General features: G+C 65.0%; 15 protein-coding genes. 8 read left to right on the forward strand and 7 right to left on the reverse strand.

Going from position 1 to position 16,068, the window contains the following annotated elements:
* On the reverse strand, positions 1-3,528 hold the full coding sequence (locus tag ACOOE1_RS11015; protein WP_420406388.1) for an indolepyruvate ferredoxin oxidoreductase family protein: 3,528 nt from the start codon (positions 3,526-3,528) through the stop codon (positions 1-3).
* A 272-nt stretch (positions 3,529-3,800) separates the two neighbouring features.
* On the opposite strand from ACOOE1_RS11015, the gene ACOOE1_RS11020 reads away from it, so the two are divergent.
* Entirely contained in the window at positions 3,801-4,793 is a 993-nt protein-coding gene (locus ACOOE1_RS11020) for an NAD-dependent epimerase/dehydratase family protein (RefSeq protein ID WP_420406389.1), read from the forward strand.
* 98 nt (positions 4,794-4,891) lie between these two features.
* Here ACOOE1_RS11020 and wrbA read toward each other — a convergent pair whose 3' ends face one another.
* Positions 4,892-5,524, reverse strand: a complete 633-nt coding sequence (gene wrbA / locus ACOOE1_RS11025) for an NAD(P)H:quinone oxidoreductase (protein ID WP_420406390.1) — start codon at positions 5,522-5,524, stop codon at positions 4,892-4,894.
* Between the two features lie 129 nt (positions 5,525-5,653).
* Here wrbA and ACOOE1_RS11030 point away from each other — a divergent pair, with 129 nt between their 5' ends.
* Positions 5,654-6,574 carry a LysR substrate-binding domain-containing protein gene (locus ACOOE1_RS11030; RefSeq protein WP_420406391.1) on the forward strand — a complete coding sequence of 307 codons (921 nt, stop codon included), beginning with the start codon at positions 5,654-5,656 and terminating at the stop codon, positions 6,572-6,574.
* A 6-nt stretch (positions 6,575-6,580) separates the two neighbouring features.
* On the opposite strand, the gene ACOOE1_RS11035 is transcribed toward ACOOE1_RS11030, so the two are convergent.
* Together ACOOE1_RS11035 and ACOOE1_RS11040 are read right to left on the reverse strand one after the other, a co-directional pair.
* Positions 6,581-7,060, reverse strand: a complete 480-nt coding sequence (locus ACOOE1_RS11035; RefSeq protein ID WP_420402246.1) for a tetratricopeptide repeat protein — start codon at positions 7,058-7,060, stop codon at positions 6,581-6,583.
* 88 nt (positions 7,061-7,148) lie between these two features.
* Positions 7,149-8,411 (reverse strand): TIGR04372 family glycosyltransferase, encoded by a 1,263-nt coding sequence (locus ACOOE1_RS11040; RefSeq protein WP_420402247.1) that lies wholly within the window; start codon positions 8,409-8,411, stop codon positions 7,149-7,151.
* A 210-nt stretch (positions 8,412-8,621) separates the two neighbouring features.
* Here ACOOE1_RS11040 and ACOOE1_RS11045 point away from each other — a divergent pair, with 210 nt between their 5' ends.
* The 4 genes from ACOOE1_RS11045 to ACOOE1_RS11060 all read left to right on the forward strand — a co-directional run bounded on the left by ACOOE1_RS11045 (position 8,622) and on the right by ACOOE1_RS11060 (position 11,754).
* The gene (locus ACOOE1_RS11045; RefSeq protein WP_420402248.1) at positions 8,622-9,398 is read left to right on the forward strand and encodes a glycosyltransferase family 2 protein; all 777 of its coding nucleotides are present in this window, start codon (positions 8,622-8,624) and stop codon (positions 9,396-9,398) included.
* On the forward strand, positions 9,395-9,724 hold the full coding sequence (locus ACOOE1_RS11050; RefSeq protein WP_420402249.1) for a lipid-A-disaccharide synthase N-terminal domain-containing protein: 330 nt from the start codon (positions 9,395-9,397) through the stop codon (positions 9,722-9,724). Before ACOOE1_RS11045 ends, ACOOE1_RS11050 begins: the two co-directional genes overlap by 4 nt.
* An 89-nt stretch (positions 9,725-9,813) precedes the next feature.
* On the forward strand, positions 9,814-10,989 hold the full coding sequence (locus ACOOE1_RS11055) for an alpha-D-ribose 1-methylphosphonate 5-triphosphate diphosphatase (RefSeq protein WP_420402250.1): 1,176 nt from the start codon (positions 9,814-9,816) through the stop codon (positions 10,987-10,989).
* A gap of 51 nt (positions 10,990-11,040) precedes the next feature.
* Positions 11,041-11,754 carry a hypothetical protein gene (locus tag ACOOE1_RS11060; RefSeq protein ID WP_420402251.1) on the forward strand — a complete coding sequence of 238 codons (714 nt, stop codon included), beginning with the start codon at positions 11,041-11,043 and terminating at the stop codon, positions 11,752-11,754.
* Positions 11,755-11,758: 4 nt separating this feature from the next.
* On the opposite strand, the gene ACOOE1_RS11065 is transcribed toward ACOOE1_RS11060, so the two are convergent.
* From ACOOE1_RS11065 to tsaD, 3 genes are read right to left on the reverse strand one after another with little or no spacing between them, the layout of a single operon-like run.
* Positions 11,759-12,178 (reverse strand): EVE domain-containing protein, encoded by a 420-nt coding sequence (locus ACOOE1_RS11065; protein WP_420402252.1) that lies wholly within the window; start codon positions 12,176-12,178, stop codon positions 11,759-11,761.
* Positions 12,179-12,198: 20 nt separating this feature from the next.
* The gene (locus ACOOE1_RS11070; protein WP_420402253.1) at positions 12,199-13,215 is read right to left on the reverse strand and encodes an NAD(P)H-dependent glycerol-3-phosphate dehydrogenase; all 1,017 of its coding nucleotides are present in this window, start codon (positions 13,213-13,215) and stop codon (positions 12,199-12,201) included.
* Positions 13,212-14,294 (reverse strand): tRNA (adenosine(37)-N6)-threonylcarbamoyltransferase complex transferase subunit TsaD, encoded by a 1,083-nt coding sequence (gene tsaD / locus ACOOE1_RS11075; RefSeq protein WP_420402254.1) that lies wholly within the window; start codon positions 14,292-14,294, stop codon positions 13,212-13,214. Before tsaD ends, ACOOE1_RS11070 begins: the two co-directional genes overlap by 4 nt.
* 31 nt (positions 14,295-14,325) lie before the next feature.
* Here tsaD and hemC point away from each other — a divergent pair, with 31 nt between their 5' ends.
* The gene (gene hemC / locus ACOOE1_RS11080) at positions 14,326-15,282 is read left to right on the forward strand and encodes a hydroxymethylbilane synthase (RefSeq protein WP_420402255.1); all 957 of its coding nucleotides are present in this window, start codon (positions 14,326-14,328) and stop codon (positions 15,280-15,282) included.
* A 5-nt stretch (positions 15,283-15,287) separates the two neighbouring features.
* On the forward strand, positions 15,288-16,010 hold the full coding sequence (locus ACOOE1_RS11085; protein ID WP_420402256.1) for a uroporphyrinogen-III synthase: 723 nt from the start codon (positions 15,288-15,290) through the stop codon (positions 16,008-16,010).
* Positions 16,011-16,068: the final 58 nt, after the last annotated feature.

Raw genomic sequence — 16,068 nt, forward strand, 5'->3', positions numbered from 1 at the left:
CTATTCGGCGGCGCTCCGGCTCGGTTCCGGGTGATGGAAGGCTTCGAGCGCCTCGGCGCGCCGGCGGGCGGCATCGGCGAGGTGGCGTTCCTTCACATGACCGTAGCCGCGGATATGTTCCGGCACCTTCGCAAGCGCGACCGCCGCGGCGTGATTGTCCGAAGAGAGGGACGTGACGACCGCGTCCATATCGGCGAAATATTCCTCGATCAGGCGGCGCTCGGTTTTCCGTTCCTCGGTCCGGCCGAAGGGATCGAAGGCCGTGCCGCGCAGGCCCCTGAAAGCGGCCAGCAGCTTGAATGCGCTGAAGATCCAGGGACCATAGGCACGCTTCTTCAGATGGCCGGTATCGGGGTCGCGCTGCGCCAGCAACGGCGGGGCAAGATTGACCTCGAGCCGGTACTTCCCCTCGAACTGCTCCTCGAGCTGCTGGCGGAAGACCGGGTCGGTATAGAGCCGGGCGACCTCGTACTCGTCCTTGTAGGCCATCAGCTTGAAGGCGTAGCGGGCGACGGCCTCGGTCAGGCTCTCCGTGCCCGGCAGGATCGCCTCCTCGGCCCGGCGGACCTTGTCGACAAGAGTCTTGTAGCGGGCCGCATAGGCGGCGTTCTGGTAGGCGGTCAACTCCTCCACCCGCCGCTCGATCTCTTCATCGACGCTCTTCGAGAGGTCGAGATGCTTCGGCGCTTCGGTGACCGGGGCTGCCGCTTTCTCGACTGTGGTGAGATCGTGCGCGGCGCGGCGCCCCCAGAGGAAGGCCTTCTTGTTGAAGTCGACGGCGACGCCGTTCAGCTCCACCGCCCGCTCGATCGCCGCGCCCGAAAGCGGAATCAGGCCGAGTTGGTAGGCATACCCGAGCACGAAGAGGTTGGAGGCGATGCTGTCGCCAAGCAGCGCGGTGGCGATCCGGTTGGCATCGAGGAAATGCGTCGAGTTCTCGCCGCAGGCCTTCCTCAGCGCCGATTTCACCGCTTCCGCCGGGAACTGCAGGTCCGGGTTCTGGGTAAAGGCGCCGTTCATGGTCGCCTGGGTGTTCACGATCGCGGTGGTCTCGCCGAGATTGACCTTGGAAAGCCCCTCGGCGCCCGCGGCGGTGATCATGTCGCAGGCGAGCAGCAGGTCGGCCGCTCCGGCGGCGATGCGGACGGCATGCAGCTCCTCCGGCTGCCGCGCGAGACGGACATGGCTGATCACCGAGCCGTTCTTCTGCGCAAGGCCGATCTGGTCGAGCACGGTGACGCCCTTGTCCTCCAGATGCGCCGCCATGCCGAGCAGGGCGCCGATGGTCACCACGCCGGTGCCGCCGATGCCGGTAATGAGGATGTTGTAGGGCTCCTTCAGCGCCGGAAGCGTAGGCTCGGGCAGCACCGGGAAGATCTCGGTGCGTTGTGCCGCCGGCTGGGTTCCGGTCTTCTTGCGCACCTGTCCGCCGATCACGTTGACGAAGCTCGGGCAGAATCCCTTGGCGCAGGAATAGTCCTTGTTGCAGGAACTCTGGTCGATCGCGCGCTTGCGGCCGAACTCGGTCTCAACCGGGGTCAGCGACACGCAGTTGGACTGCACGCCGCAATCGCCGCAACCCTCGCAGACCTGCTGGTTGATGTAGAGCCGTTTCGCCGGCTCCGGCATCAGGCCGCGCTTGCGCCGCCGGCGCTTTTCGGTGGCGCAGGTCTGGTCGTAGAGGATGATGGTGACGCCCTCGGTCTCGCGCAGTTCCTTCTGCACGGTGTCGATTTCGTCGCGGTGATGCAGGGTGGCGAAATCCGGCCAATGGGTGCCCAGCGGGTACTTGTCCGGCTCGTCGGTGACGATGCGCAGCGCGGCGACGCGCTCGGCGGCGACCTGGTTGGCGATCTCCAGGACGGAAAAGGCGCCTTCCGCAGGCTGCCCGCCGGTCATCGCCACGGCGTCGTTGTAGAGGATCTTGTAGGTGATGTTCACCTTGGCGGCGACGGCGGCGCGGATCGCCAGCAGGCCGGAATGGGTGTAGGTGCCATCGCCCAGATTGACGAACATGTGCTTGTGTTCGGTAAAGGGCGCCATGCCGATCCAGGGCGTGCCCTCGGCCCCCATCTGCGTGAAGGTCTTGGTCTCGCGCTCCGGCATCCAGCTGGCGAGGAAGTGGCAGCCGATGCCGGCGAAGGACAGCGAGCCATCCGGCACCCTGGTCGAGGTGTTGTGCGGACAGCCGGAGCAGAAATAGGGGATGCGCTGGAAATCGGTCGCGGGCTTGATCGCGTCCTTCTTGTGTCCGTCGAGAAAGTCGAGACGTTCGCGCAGGCGCGTGTGGTCATGCAGACCGAGCAGGCGGCGGGCCAGCACACGGGCGATCTTGCCGGCGGAGAGCTCGCCGTTGGTCGGCATGATGACCGTACCGCTCTCGTCCTTCTTGCCGATGATCTTCGGCGCGTTGCGGAGACCGTAAAGGATTTCCTTCGCCTGGCTCTCGATGAGCGGGCGCTTCTCCTCGATGACGATGAGTTCCTCGAGGCCGGCGGCGAATTCCTTCAGTCCCTCCGGCTCCAGCGGCCACGGCATCGCGATCTTGTAGATGGCGAGACCAAGCTCGGCCGCTTCCTTTTCCGAGATCCCCAGATCGTCCAGCGCCTGGCGCACGTCGAGATAGGACTTGCCGACCGTGACGATGCCGATGCGCGGTTTGGCGTTGCCGAGCATCACCCTGTCGAATCGGTTCGCGCGGGCGAAAGCGAGGACGGCCGGCAGCTTGTGGTCGTGCAGCCGTTCCTCCTGCTCGAGCCAGGGATCCGGCCAGCGCACATTGAGCCCGCCCTCCGGCATCGCGAAATCCTCGGGGGTCAGGATCTCGAGCGCCATCGGATCGATCTCGATCGAGGCGGAGCTGTCCATGTTCTCCGCCGTCGCCTTCAGACCCGCCCAGCAGCCGCTGAAGCGGGACATCGCGAAGCCGTAGAGACCGTAGTCGAGCACATCCTGCACGCCGGCCGGATGAAGGATCGGAATGCAGGCATCCATGAAAGCGTATTCGCTCTGGTGCGGGATGGTGGAGGACTTTGCGACATGGTCGTCGCCGGCCACCGCCAGCACGCCGCCATGCCTGGCGGTGCCGCCGAAATTGGCATGCTTGAAGGCATCGCCGGAGCGGTCGACGCCGGGGCCCTTGCCGTACCAGATGGAGAAGACGCCGTCATACCTGGCGCCGGGATAGAGCTCGGTCTGCTGGCTGCCCCAGACCGCGGTCGCGGCGAGATCCTCGTTCAGGCCGGGCTCGAAATGGATGTGGTTCTTCTTGACGAACTCGCGGGCGCGCCAGAGCTGCAGGTCGTAGGTGCCGAGCGGCGAGCCGCGATAGCCGGAGATGAAACAGGCGGTATTGAGACCGGCCGCAACGTCGCGCTGGCGCTGGGCCATCGGCAGGCGCACCAGGGCCTGGATGCCGGTCATGTAGACCCTGCCCCGGTCGAGGGCATATTTGTCGTCGAGCGCGACGGTCTTGAGCGCCGTCATGGTCTCTCCCCGGTGGCTGCGGGCGCCGGTTTCTCCGGACATTCCCATTGTTTCGTTTGTAATTAAGGTAAGACCTCGACCGGGGTGCGGCAATCGGCGCCGGGAGCAGGTCCGAAAAACGCAAGAAATCGACAAAGCGGCGCGACAGAACGACGCAGATTTTCGTTAATCGGGGAGAGCGCGAAACGAAACACCGGGCAGCGATACGCTGGAGGCAAATGTGAAATTACCGTTTCGCATGCTTGGCGCCCCGGATTCGTTCCGGCATAAGAACCCCCGGAAAACAGGGTTCTTCACCGATTCGGAAGAGGTTTATGACGATACTGCTGACAGGCGCCGCGGGCTTCATCGGCATGCATGTGGCGGAGATCCTGCTGGCGCGGGGCGAGAGGGTCGTCGGGATCGACAATCTGAACAGCTACTACGATCCGGCCTTGAAACATGCGCGCCTGAAAACCCTGGAAGGCCGCAACGGCTTTACCTTCGAGGAACTGGAGATCGCCGACGACAGCGCGGTCATGGGGCTGACGGCGCGTTATCCCGATATCGACCGGGTGGTGCATCTCGCCGCCCAGGCCGGGGTGCGCTATTCGATCGACCATCCGGGCGACTATGTGCGCGCGAACCTGGTCGGCCATGCCAACATGCTCGAGTTCGTGCGCGGCCTGATGGACCGGCCGGCGGGATGCCAGAGCTTCGTCTACGCCTCCTCCTCCTCGGTCTACGGCGCCAACAGGGAGATGCCGTTCAGCACCGAACAGAAAACCGACAGCCCGGTCTCCTTCTACGGTGCGACCAAGAAGGCGAACGAGCTCTTGAGCTATTCCTACGCCCATCTCTACCGGGTGCCGTCGACGGGGCTGCGATTCTTCACCGTATACGGCCCGTGGGGCCGCCCCGACATGTCGCCCTGGCTCTTCACCAGCGCGATCCTCGAAGGCCGGCCGATCCGGGTCTTCAACAACGGCGACATGATGCGCGACTTCACCTATATCGACGACATCGCCAAGGGCGTCGTCGCGTCGCTCGACAACCCGCCATCGGACGCAGACGGCGCCTGTCCGCACATGGTCTACAATCTCGGAAACAACAATCCGGTGAAGCTGCTCGATTACATACGGGTGATCGAGCAGGCCTGCGGTGTCGAAGCGATCATGGACATGCAGCCGATGCAGCCGGGCGACGTCTACGCCACCTACGCCGACATCGACCCGGCGGCGCGGGATCTCGGCTACGCGCCGTCAACGCCGATCGAGGACGGGATCCCGAAATTCGTCGAGTGGTACCAGCGCTATCACGGAATGTGAGGGCGCAAGATCACGCACTCAAGAAACGTCATCCCGGCTCGGTGGCCGGGATGACGTCTAGATGATGACGCATTAGGCAGAGACGGGCCGGCGAATGCTCAAGCCGCTTCTGCCACACTTTGCGCCGCTTCACCGGCCTTCAGCTTCGCCGCGACACTGGCGACGTGGCGCCCCTGGCTTTCCGCGATCTGCAGCTCGATCTCGCTCGGCGTGCGGCTGCCGTCCGGGCCGGCGATGGTGCCGGCGCCGTAGGGAGAGCCGCCGCGCACTTCGCCGATGTCGGTCAGGGCCTGCTCGCTGTACGGCACGCCGACGAAGATCATGCCATGGTGAACGAGAGTCGGTAGGGTCGAGAGGATGGTGGATTCCATCCCGCCGCCGGTGCCGGTCGAGGTAAACACGCCGGCGACCTTGCCGATCAGAGCCCCCTTGGCCCAGAGGCCGCCGGTCTGGTCGAGAAAGTTCCGCATCTGTGCGGCCATGTTGCCGAAGCGGGTCGGGGTGCCGAAGATGATCGCGTCGTAATCCGCCAGTTCCGACGGTTCTGCGACCGGGGCCGCCTGGTCCAATTTCACGCCGGCTTTCCTGGCCACATCTTCCGGCATCAGTTCCGGAACGCGTTTCACCGTGACCTCGACCTTGTCCACCGATCCGGCGCCTTTCGCAATGGCACCGGCCAGGGTTTCGATGTGGCCGTAGGAGGAATAATAGAGCACGAGGACCTTGGTCATGATTGCCGTCTCCGGAAAATGGGTTTGTTCGCTGGCCTCTACCTGAGGCCATTCCCTCGCCGGGACAATCCGGCTAGATTGAACCGGTCTGTTTCATGGCGGAAACAATAAAAAGTCGAGGGAAGACGCATGCTGGAGAATCTGACCGGGCTGGTGGTGTTTGCGAAGGTGGTCGAGGAAGGGGGATTCTCCAAAGCGGCCACGAGCCTGGGGATTTCGAAATCGTCGGTCTCCAAGCAGGTCAGCGCGCTGGAGGATCATCTCGGCACCCGCCTGCTCAACCGGACGACGCGCCGCTTCAGCCTGACGGAATCCGGGACGCTGCTCTACGAGCGCTGCCAGAGGATCGTCGCCGAGGTCGATGCCGCGGAACGCGAGGCCGGCTCGTTGCAATCGAACCCGAGCGGACTGCTCCGGGTCAGCGCCGGAGTCTCCTTCGGGCGGGTGCAACTCGCGAACCTGCTGCCGGGCTTCCTGTTCGACTATCCGGATCTCTGCGTCGAGCTGGTGCTGAATGATCGCCGCGTCGACCTGGTCGAGGAAGGTTACGACGTCGCGCTCAGGATCGGCGAACTTGCCGATTCCTCCTTGATCGCCCGCAAGCTGTGCCCCATTCGCGTCGTCACCGCGGCCGCGCCGGAATACCTGAAAAAACGGGGGGAGCCGAAACATCCGGACGAACTGGCCGGGCATGCGCATCTTGCCTACAGCTATCTGAACGAGGGGATGTCCTGGAACTTCCGCGTCGGAGACCGGGCCCAGCATGTCCGCATCGCGCCCCGGGCGCTCGCCAATAACGGCGACGCAATCCTGACCATGGCGGAAAGCGGCGGCGGCATCGCCCAGCTCCCGACCTTCATCTGTGCGGACAGCGTGCGCGCCGGCCGGCTGCAACCGATCCTCTGTGACTTCGAACCCGCTGATTTCGGGCTCTACGCGCTTTATCCCCACGCGCGAAACCTGCCGCTCAAGGTCCGGGTGTTCGTGGATTTCCTCAGCCGCAAGTTCCGCGGCGAACCGGATTGGGATCTGGGGATCGGCAGACCCTGAAGAGCCCTACCAGTCGTCCCCGGCCTTGCCGGTTTTCCGGAAGTTCTCGATCATCCCCGCCAGCTTCTCCCGGTCCTCGCATCCCGAACCGGCCTTGCAGAGCTCGTCGAGCACGGCGAGGCGCTTTTCCGCATCCAGCACCCGCCCGGTCTCGAGATAGAGCTTTCCGGCATAGGCGTTCGCGGCGAGATGTTTCGGGTCGACCTCAAGGGCCCGCTGGTAGGCATGCTCGCTGTCGACATAGCGCTTCAGCTTGCGCAGACTGAATCCGACAAGCGACCACGCATCCGCGTCCTCCGGGTTTTCCTCGACGAAGGAACGCATGATCTCCAGTCCCCTGGTGTAATCTCCGGTCTCGATCGCGGTCACACCGGCCGCCCAGATCGGCGGCCGCTCGACAGCGCTGTCGGACTCGGGGAAGACGGCTTCGGCAGGATGGGGGACCGCGAGCAAAATCCCGGCGGCGATCAATGCGGCTCTCAACATGGTCATCTCCTCCCTGCCCTGGACGCTGACAATGGTCTTATCCTAACCGTTTCCAGAGACCACAATGTGGTGCCTCTCACGCCGCGGGTCACGCCAGGAACCACGGATTCTCGCGCAGGAACGACTGGCAATAGCGGGTCCATGGCAGCGCGTAGGCATAGGTCTCGAAGCGGTCCTGCTCCTCCGGCCCGCGCTCCGGCAAGCTGGCCCGGTAGCGTTCGAGGTGACTCCGGGAGAGGCTCGTGAAGCGGGCGTCGAGCGCCGGATCCGCCTCATAGCTGCCGTCGAGTCGGCTCTCCATCTCCATCACCGCCGCCAGAATCTGGTCCGGGCTGTTGTCTTCCAGCGTGACGCCCGCGCGCTCGAAACCCTCGACCGTGTTCACCAGGAACAGGTTCCGCGCCAGCATCTCGTCGTATCCGATCGGCGCTCCGGTTTGCCGGTCACGGTAGGTCTTGAAGAGCAAAAGGTCGTTGGCGTTCATCCAGTGGTCCGGCTGGCTGTATCCGTTCACCATCACCATCGGCCGGTTCAGGATGCGGGCGATCGCTTCGGGACCGGACGCGCAGGTGATCGCGAAGCGCGCCTCGGCGATACAGACGATATCGAGGATGTCGGCATAGTCCGGGTGGTGGGGAAGATCGACAACGAGCGGGCTGTCATGGTTCAAGGGAATCGAGGTCCGGTCGCCGAGGCGGAAGACCCGGTAGCCCTTCCCCACGAGATGATCGATCGCGGGCTGGTAGTGATCGATCCGGTTGGCCCGGAAGTGGTGGTAGGCCATCTCCGGCAGGTACCCGGTGTCTCGGACATGCAGCGCAACGGACGGGCGGCCGTCGCCGAACCCCATGGCGGCAAGCCGGGCCCGTCCCTCCGCGCGCAGGTCCTCGGGCACGCTCAGATGGGCGATCGGCTCGCCGCGCTCCAGATGCAGCACGAAATCGCGAAACAGCGCGCTCGGCGAAAGGACCGCCCAGGTAAGGGGACCGATATCCATTGCCCGCGCGTTGAAATGCCCCATCATGACCAGCTTGCGGTTCATGGTCTCAAGAAAATCGACGCGCGGTTCATGCAGCCGGCGGACGCCGGTGCTGTATCCCTGGAAGCGGTGGTCATGGATGATAGCGGCGATGTTCTGATGGCTCTCGCCATAGAGGTTTCGCAGGTAGAACGGCTCCAGGCACAAATGCCCGATCCGCGAAGCGGCCGGTAGCATGTAGGCGAGGGTCCGGCCGCCGCGTTGCAGAACCGGCCCGATGATCTCGACCAGAGCCTTCAGGTTATCCTCGGAAAAAATCTGCCGGGCGGCATCGAGATCGACTGACGCGAGTTCGGGTTTCCTGTCTGTCATCTGGCCTGCTTCTCTGATCGCAAGAGGCCGGAGTCTAGCGCGGCGAAGCGCGTCGCGACAGGCCGGGAGAGGACGTTTAGATCCGGTCCCGCCGTTGGCCCCTACAGCCGTCTGATGCCTGCGCACATCTCCTCTCCCGCTATTGCCGGTTGATCGGGACGTGCCTACGTCCTAAGAACCGCAGGACCAGCCAGTGCCGGAAGGCCAGACGTGACGCATTCCAGTCTTTCAAGTTCCCGACCGGAGACCGGCGAGACACCGCTGCTCTCCGTCATCGTCCCGGTCCTGAACGAGGCCGAGAACGTCGCTCCCCTGATTTCAGAGATCGAAGCAGCGCTCGAAGCGGTCTGCGCGTTCGAGATCCTCTATATCGACGACGCCAGCACCGACCGGACGCCGGACATCCTGAGGGAACTGAAGGCGACACGCCCCTTTCTCCGGATCATCCGTCATGACAGAACCTGCGGACAGAGCGCAGGCCTCCGGAACGGTGTGCTTGCGGCGCGCGGCGAACTGATCGCAACGCTGGACGGCGACGGGCAGAACGACCCGGCCGATATTCCGAAGCTGCTCGAGAAGTACCGCGAGACCGCGACAGGGACCCGGCCGGTCATGGTCACCGGACACCGGGTCAACCGCCGCGACACGGCCTCGAAGCGCTGGGCGTCCAAATATGCCAACAAGATCAGGCGCTTTCTGCTCAAGGACGACAATCCGGACACCGGCTGCTCGTTGAAGCTCTATGCCCGCGAGACCTTCCTGCGCTTTCCCTATTTCGATCACATGCACCGCTTTCTGCCGGCGCTTGCAAAACGGGAGAATTGCGCGGTCCACGTGGTTCCGGTAAACCATCGCCACCGTCAGCACGGCCAATCGAAATATTCCAATTTCGGCCGGGCTCTGGTCGGCATCCCCGATCTGCTGGGCGTGGCATGGCTGCTGCGGCGCAGCCCGGGACGCCTCGAAGCGAGAGAAATCGACACGTGAACCTCGACTCCTTTTTCGACCTCTCTATCGAAGAGATGGTCATGTTGACCTTCGGATTCGCCGCCCAGGCGCTGTTCGCCGCGCGTTTCATCGTGCAATGGGTGAAGAGCGAGATCGGGCGAAAGAGCGTCGTGCCGGTGGCCTTCTGGTATTTCAGCGCCGCCGGCGGCCTGATGATGCTGATCTACGCCATCTGGCGGAAGGATCCGGTCTTCATTGTCGGCCAATCGACCGGTCTCGTCGTCTATCTCCGCAATCTCCACCTGATCCATCGTGAGAAAAAGGTCGCCCTGACGATGGCGAAGGATGGGGCCGGAGACGACTGAACCGCCGGTAATTTACCGTCTGTCATATTGCTGCAACCATTTCAGGGGACATCTTCCCTCCTTTCGACGTTCAGTCCGCCCGAGGTCCCATGCCCGTTACCCTGGTCAATGCGCGCATCCTGCTTGAAAGCGGCGCGATAGAGAAAACCGAACTGCAGGTCGAGGCCGGAACGATCCGCGCCATTGGCGACGGTGGACGCGGGAACACGATCGACCTCGGGGGGCGGCTCCTGCTTCCCGGCGTCATCGACCTGCATGGCGACGGCTTCGAACGCAGCCTTGCACCAAGGGCCGGCACCGAGTTCCCGATCGATATCGCCCTGATGGACGCGGATCGCGCGATCCTGGCCTCCGGCATCACCACGGCCCTGCTCGCCCAAGGCGTCAGCTGGGAGGGACGGCTGCGCAGCGGCGCGACGGCGGAAAGGATCCTCGAGGCGATCGAACGCGGCCGGCACCGTTTCGGTGCCGATCTGCGGTTCCATCTCCGCTTCGAGATCTTCGCGATGGAAGAGCAGGAGCGCGCGCGGAAATGGATCGAAGGCGGCCGCGTCGCGATGATGGTGTTCAACGATCACCTGCCGCAATACGAGGACTCGCTGCGCAACAGTCCGGAGCGCATGCAGCGATGGTCGCATATCATCGGCATGAGCTTCGACGAGTTCCGCGCCGAGCTCAAGGCGCGCAGGGCCCGGGAAACCGAGGCGGAGGAAAATGTCCGGGCCATCGCCGCGGTGGCCCGTCGCGCCGGCGTGCCCATCGGCTCGCACGACGACGATACGCCGGAGATGCGCGCGAGGTACAATGCTCTTGGCGCGAATGTCGCCGAGTTCCCGGTGAACATGGAGACCGCCCGGGCCGCACGGGCGCTCGGAAATCCGGTCGGCATGGGCGCGCCCAACGTACTGCGCGGCGGCAGCGCCTCGGGCAATGTTTCCGCACTGGACGTGATCGGGGAAGGCCTCTGCGACTATCTGATCTCGGACTATTACTACCCGGCCCAGTTCCATGCCGCGTTCAAACTGGTCGCCGACGGCATATTGCCTTTGGGCAAGGCCTGGCCGCTGGTTTCGACAGGTCCGGCACGGGTCGGCAACCTTCCGGACCGTGGTGCCATCGCCGTCGGCAAGCGTGCCGACCTCATCGTGGTCGATGATCGCGAGGCAGGCCTGCCACGCGTCGAAGCCGCCATGGTCGAGGGCAAGCTACGCTACGCCGCGTCGGACCTCGCGCTGTCCGCGGTTTCCGGACTGGTCCCCGCCTGACGACTTCCGGCACCGGCGCCAAGATGCGACACTGACCGGATGGACGAGCCCGTGCCTTTCCTCCTGAACGCGCATATCGCTGCCGGCGTCGTCTCGCTCGGCGCAGCGGCCATAGCCATCGCCGCGCCGAAAGGGCGGCGTGTGCACCGCTTGTCGGGGCGAGTGTTCGTGCTGGCGATGACAGCCGTGTTCGCCAGCGCGGTCATGCTGAGCCTGCGCACCAACGACCTCTTTCTGCTGACGGTCGGGATTTTCAGCTACTACATGGTGTTGAGCGGATACCGCGCGCTCTACCTGAAGCACCCCACGACATCCGCCGATCTGCGCTTTCGCATCGGCGCGCTCGACAAGGGCGCCGCCCAGTTCACACTGATCGCCTGTTCCGGCCTCTCTGCTTACGGGGCGGTCTACTGGTACACGGATCTTGCGCCGGTTCTAATGATTCTCGGTGGCATCGGCGCGCTGATGGCCCTGTTAGACCTGCGCCGGTTCAGGTCCAAGAACGTCGAGCCGGCGCGCTGGTTCTTCACCCATATGATCCGCATGCTTGGCGGCACCATCGCGTCGGTCACGGCGTTCATGGTCACCAACCTGGACATGTTGCCGCCCCTTGTCCGCTGGCTCGGACCGACCCTCGTCGGCACCGTGGCTATCACGATCTGGGTCAGCGTCTACAAGATGCGTCTCGCCAAGGGTCTCGGGCCGGAAGACGTGGCTGTGGTGCGGATCGTCGAGCCGTCAGCCGCGGACGACGGGGAAGTCTAGTTCGCTAGAGTCTGGTTCCGGCCATGCCGAGGATCAGTTTCCACTGATCGTCCGTCACGGGCACGACGGAGAGCCTGGACTGGCGCACCAGGGCGAAATCCTCAAGCCGCGGCTCCGCCTTGATATCCGCCAGGGTCACCGGCTTCTCGACCGGTTTCACCGCCTTCACGGTCACCATGCCGAAGCGGCCTTTCGCGTCGGTCGGATCCGGATGGTATTCCTCGATCACCTCGACGATGCCGACGATCTGCTTCTCGTTGACCGAGTGGTAGAAGAAGCCGAGATCTCCGACCTTCATGGCCTTCATGTTGTTCGAGGCCTGGTAGTTGCGCACCCCGTCCCAGCCTTCGCCTTCCGCGCCCTTCCTGACCTGATCGTCCCAGGACCAGGTATTGGGCTCGGATTTGAACAACCAGTAGGCCATCGAATAAGTCTCCTTGTCGGTCAGGATGCGGACGGTCGGGCGTCCGTGATCTCCCAGCCGATCGGCCGGGAGAGAAGCTCTTTGACTACCGTGCCGGGATCGATGCCCCGGTTCAAGACCGCATCGACCCCCTCCGCTATCGGCATCTCGACGCCGAGCGCGCGGGCGCGGCGGTGCAGGGCCGCCGCGGTGAAGACACCCTCGACGACGGACGGGCTCCCGCCGAGAATGTCCGCCAGCGCCTCACCCTTTCCGAGCCGCGCTCCGAGAGTGAAATTGCGCGAGCTCGTGCTCGAGCAGGTCAGCACCAGATCGCCGAGCCCCGAGAGTCCCATGAGAGTCGCCGGTCTGCCGCCGAGCGCGACGGCGAAACGGGTAGCCTCGGCGAGGCCGCGGGTGATCAGCGCGGCGCGGGCATTTTCCCCGAGTTCCATCCCGGAGACGATCCCGGCGGCAATGGCGAGCACGTTCTTCACCGCGCCGCCGACCTCGGCGCCGACCAGGTCGGTCGAGGCATAGGGCCGGAAGGTGCTGGAGCCGAAAGCCTCGCCCAGTTCCAGAGCCAGCGCCTTGTCGGCGGACGCGAGGGTGACGGCGGTCGGCTTGCCCAATGCGGCCTCACCGGCGAAGCTCGGCCCGGACAAGACGGCAACCGGGTTGTCCGGCAGCAGCTCTCCCAGAACCTGGCTCATGGTCTTGTCGGTACCGTTCTCGATCCCCTTCGCGGCGGAGACCAACGGCACGCCCGCTGGGATCGCGAAAGCCGAGAGCGCGGCACGCATATGCTGAGCCGGAACGACCAAGAGCAGGGCCTCGACGCCGTCGACCGCGGTCTTGGGATCGCTGGTCACCTCGAGTTCGTCCGGCAACCGGATGCCCGGAAGGTAGACCCGGTTCTCGCGCAGCCGGCGCATCTCCCCGGCCTGCTCGGGGCGGCGGGCCCAAAGAGTGACCGCCCGTCCGGCCCTTTGGACGGCAAGCGCGAGCGCGGTGCCCCAGGCGCCGGCGCCGAGCACGGCGATGCGCTCGATCGTCACGCCTTCACTCCCGCGCCGATGGCCTTGGGCGCGCCCGGGTCGAGCGGCCAGCGCGGCCGGGGCGCGAAACTGAGCGGGTCGCTCTCGCCGGCCCGCAGCCGTTCGATCCCGGCCCAGGCGACCATGGCCGCGTTGTCGGTGCAGAGCCCGATCGGCGGCGCGATGAACTCCATGCCGCTTTTCTGCGCCAGTTCCGAGAGCGCAGTGCGGAGATGCTTGTTCGCGGCCACACCACCTGCGACCACGAGCGCATGCCCTGCGCCGTGTGTCTCGAAGAACATACGGACAGCGTTGCGGCAGCGATTCACGAGGCTCGCGGCAACGGCCTTCTGGAACGCGGCGGCGATGTCCGCGATGTCCTGCTCCGACGGCGTGCCGAGCGCCGAGACCTTCTGTCGGACCGCGGTCTTCAGCCCGGAGAAGGAGAAATCACATCCCGGCTTGCCGACCATCGGCCGCGGCAGGTCGAAGCGGTCCGGGATGCCTTTCGCGGCCGCCTTCTCGAGCTCCGGACCGCCGGGATAGCCCAGGCCGAGCAGTTTCGCGGTCTTGTCGAAGGCCTCGCCCACCGCATCGTCGATGGTGGTTCCGAGGCGCCGGTACTTTCCTAGTCCCTCGACAGCGATGAGTTGGCAATGCCCGCCGGAAACCAGCAACAGCAGGTAGGGAAAGCAAACCTGATCGGTCAGCCGGGCGGTCAGCGCATGCGCTTCCAGATGGTTGACCGCGAGATAGGGAATGCCGCGCGCCATGGCGATCGCCTTCGCCGTCATGGTGCCGACCAGCACACCGCCGATCAGCCCCGGTCCGCCGGTCGCGGCGACCGCGTCGAGCGCGTCGAAACCGATACCGGCCTCCTGCAGCGCGCGATCGATCACCGGACGCAGATGATCGAGATGGGCGCGTGCGGCGATCTCCGGGACCACGCCGCCGAACGGCGCATGGTCCTCGATCTGGCTGAAGACCACATTGGCACGAATCCGCCCGGCGCCGTCGACCACCGCCGCGGCGGTCTCGTCGCAGCTCGTCTCGATCCCGAGCACCAGAGCGTTTTCCCCGGTTTCTCTTTGCGCTTCCAATGCCATGCGCTCCGGTCTACACAGTCCGCCCATGGAAGACCAGTCGAAAGCAGATGCCCTGATCCGCCTCGGCACGCGCGGCTCCAAACTCGCGCTCGCCCAGGCTTACGAGACCAAGCGCCGGCTTGGCGAGATGCACCCGGAACTGGCACCCGAGGGGGCCGTCGAGATCGTCGTGATCAAGACCACCGGCGACAAGGTGCAGGACCGCGCGCTGGCGGAGATCGGCGGCAAGGGCCTCTTCATGAAGGAGATCGAGGCCGCCCTGCTTGAGCGCCGGATCGATATCGCCGTGCATTCCACGAAGGACGTCGAGACCTTCCTCACCGAAGGCACCGAGCTGGTGGCCATCCTGCCGCGCGAGGATCCGCGCGATGCTCTCCTTTCACCTGTGGCGGACACGATCGAAGGGTTGCCTCAGGGCGCCGTGATCGGGACCGCGTCGGTGCGCCGCGCGGCGCAGCTTCTGGCGCGCCGTCCGGACTTCAAGACCATTCTCTATCGCGGGAATGTGCAAACTCGGCTGCGCAAACTCGAGGAGGGTGTCTGCCACGCGACGCTGCTCGCCTATGCCGGCCTGATACGGCTTGACCTCGGCGATCGGGCGACCCGGGTCCTGGAGCCGGAGGAGATGCTCCCGGCTGTCGCGCAAGGCGCGATCAGCGTGCAGTGCCGGATCGGAAACACCCCCGAAGACAAGCGCATCTACGATTGGGTCCGGGCGATCAACGACGCGGAGAGCGAGATCCGGGTCCGGGCCGAACGGGCCATGCTGGCGCGGCTCGACGGTTCATGCCGGACGCCGATCGGCGGTCTCGCGGAATTCACCGCCGACGGGGCCCTCAGACTGCGCGGTTGCCTGGCCGCGCTCGACGGTTCGGGGCTCTGTTCAGCTGAAGCAACGGGCTCGGCGGACGCCCCCGAAGCGCTCGGCCTTGCGGTCGGAGAACTTCTTATCGCCGAGGCCGGCCCGGACTACAAGGTCTGAGAGCCGTGCGCGTCCTCGTCACGCGGGCGCTCGAGGATGCGCAATCGCTGGCGGCGGATCTCGCCGCAGACGGGATCGACAGCGCGCTCGCCCCGATGCTGTCCTATGAGTTTCTCGACCCTCAACCGGACCGCTCGCTCCGCCCGGCCGCATTCATCGTCACCAGCCGCAACGGCGCCGAAGCGCTGAGCCGCTTCACACCGGAGCGCTCCGTCCCGGTCTATGCGGTTGGCGATGCAACAGCCGAGCGTCTCAGCGCACGGGGCTTCGAGGACGTGGAAAGCGCAGCAGGCAATGCGGCGGATCTTGTTGCCTTGATACGGCTCCGGATGAAACCGGCTGACGGTACGCTCGTTTTTCTAAGCGCCGAGGAAGTCGCTGGTGACATCGAGGAGGCGTTTTTGCAGAGCGGCTACGATGTGCGACGCATCGTCGCTTACAGAAGCGTACCGGCAAAGAGCTTTCCCGCCGGAGCCGCGGCGGCGCTGCGCGGGCGGGAACTGGATGGTGTCTTGTTCTTCTCGCCGAAGACGGGACGCAATTTCACCTCCCTTGTCGACCACGCGGACTTGGCCGCATGCTGTTCCGGCATGACGGCCTTCTGCCTCAGCCAGGCGGTGGCCGACAGTGTTGCAGCGCTTCCATGGGGTGCGGTCCGGGTCGCGGAGCGGCCGACGAAGAAGGACTTACTCGGGCTGTTGTCAGCCCTATGTAACAAAGGCGCTTGAAGAAAATTGCTGATTCCGCTGCGCCTTGATGCTTCGATGGCGGCGGAACCTGACTGGG

The sequence above is a fragment of the Nisaea sp. genome (genome assembly GCF_965216895.1).
Taxonomy (GTDB): domain Bacteria; phylum Pseudomonadota; class Alphaproteobacteria; order Thalassobaculales; family Thalassobaculaceae; genus Nisaea.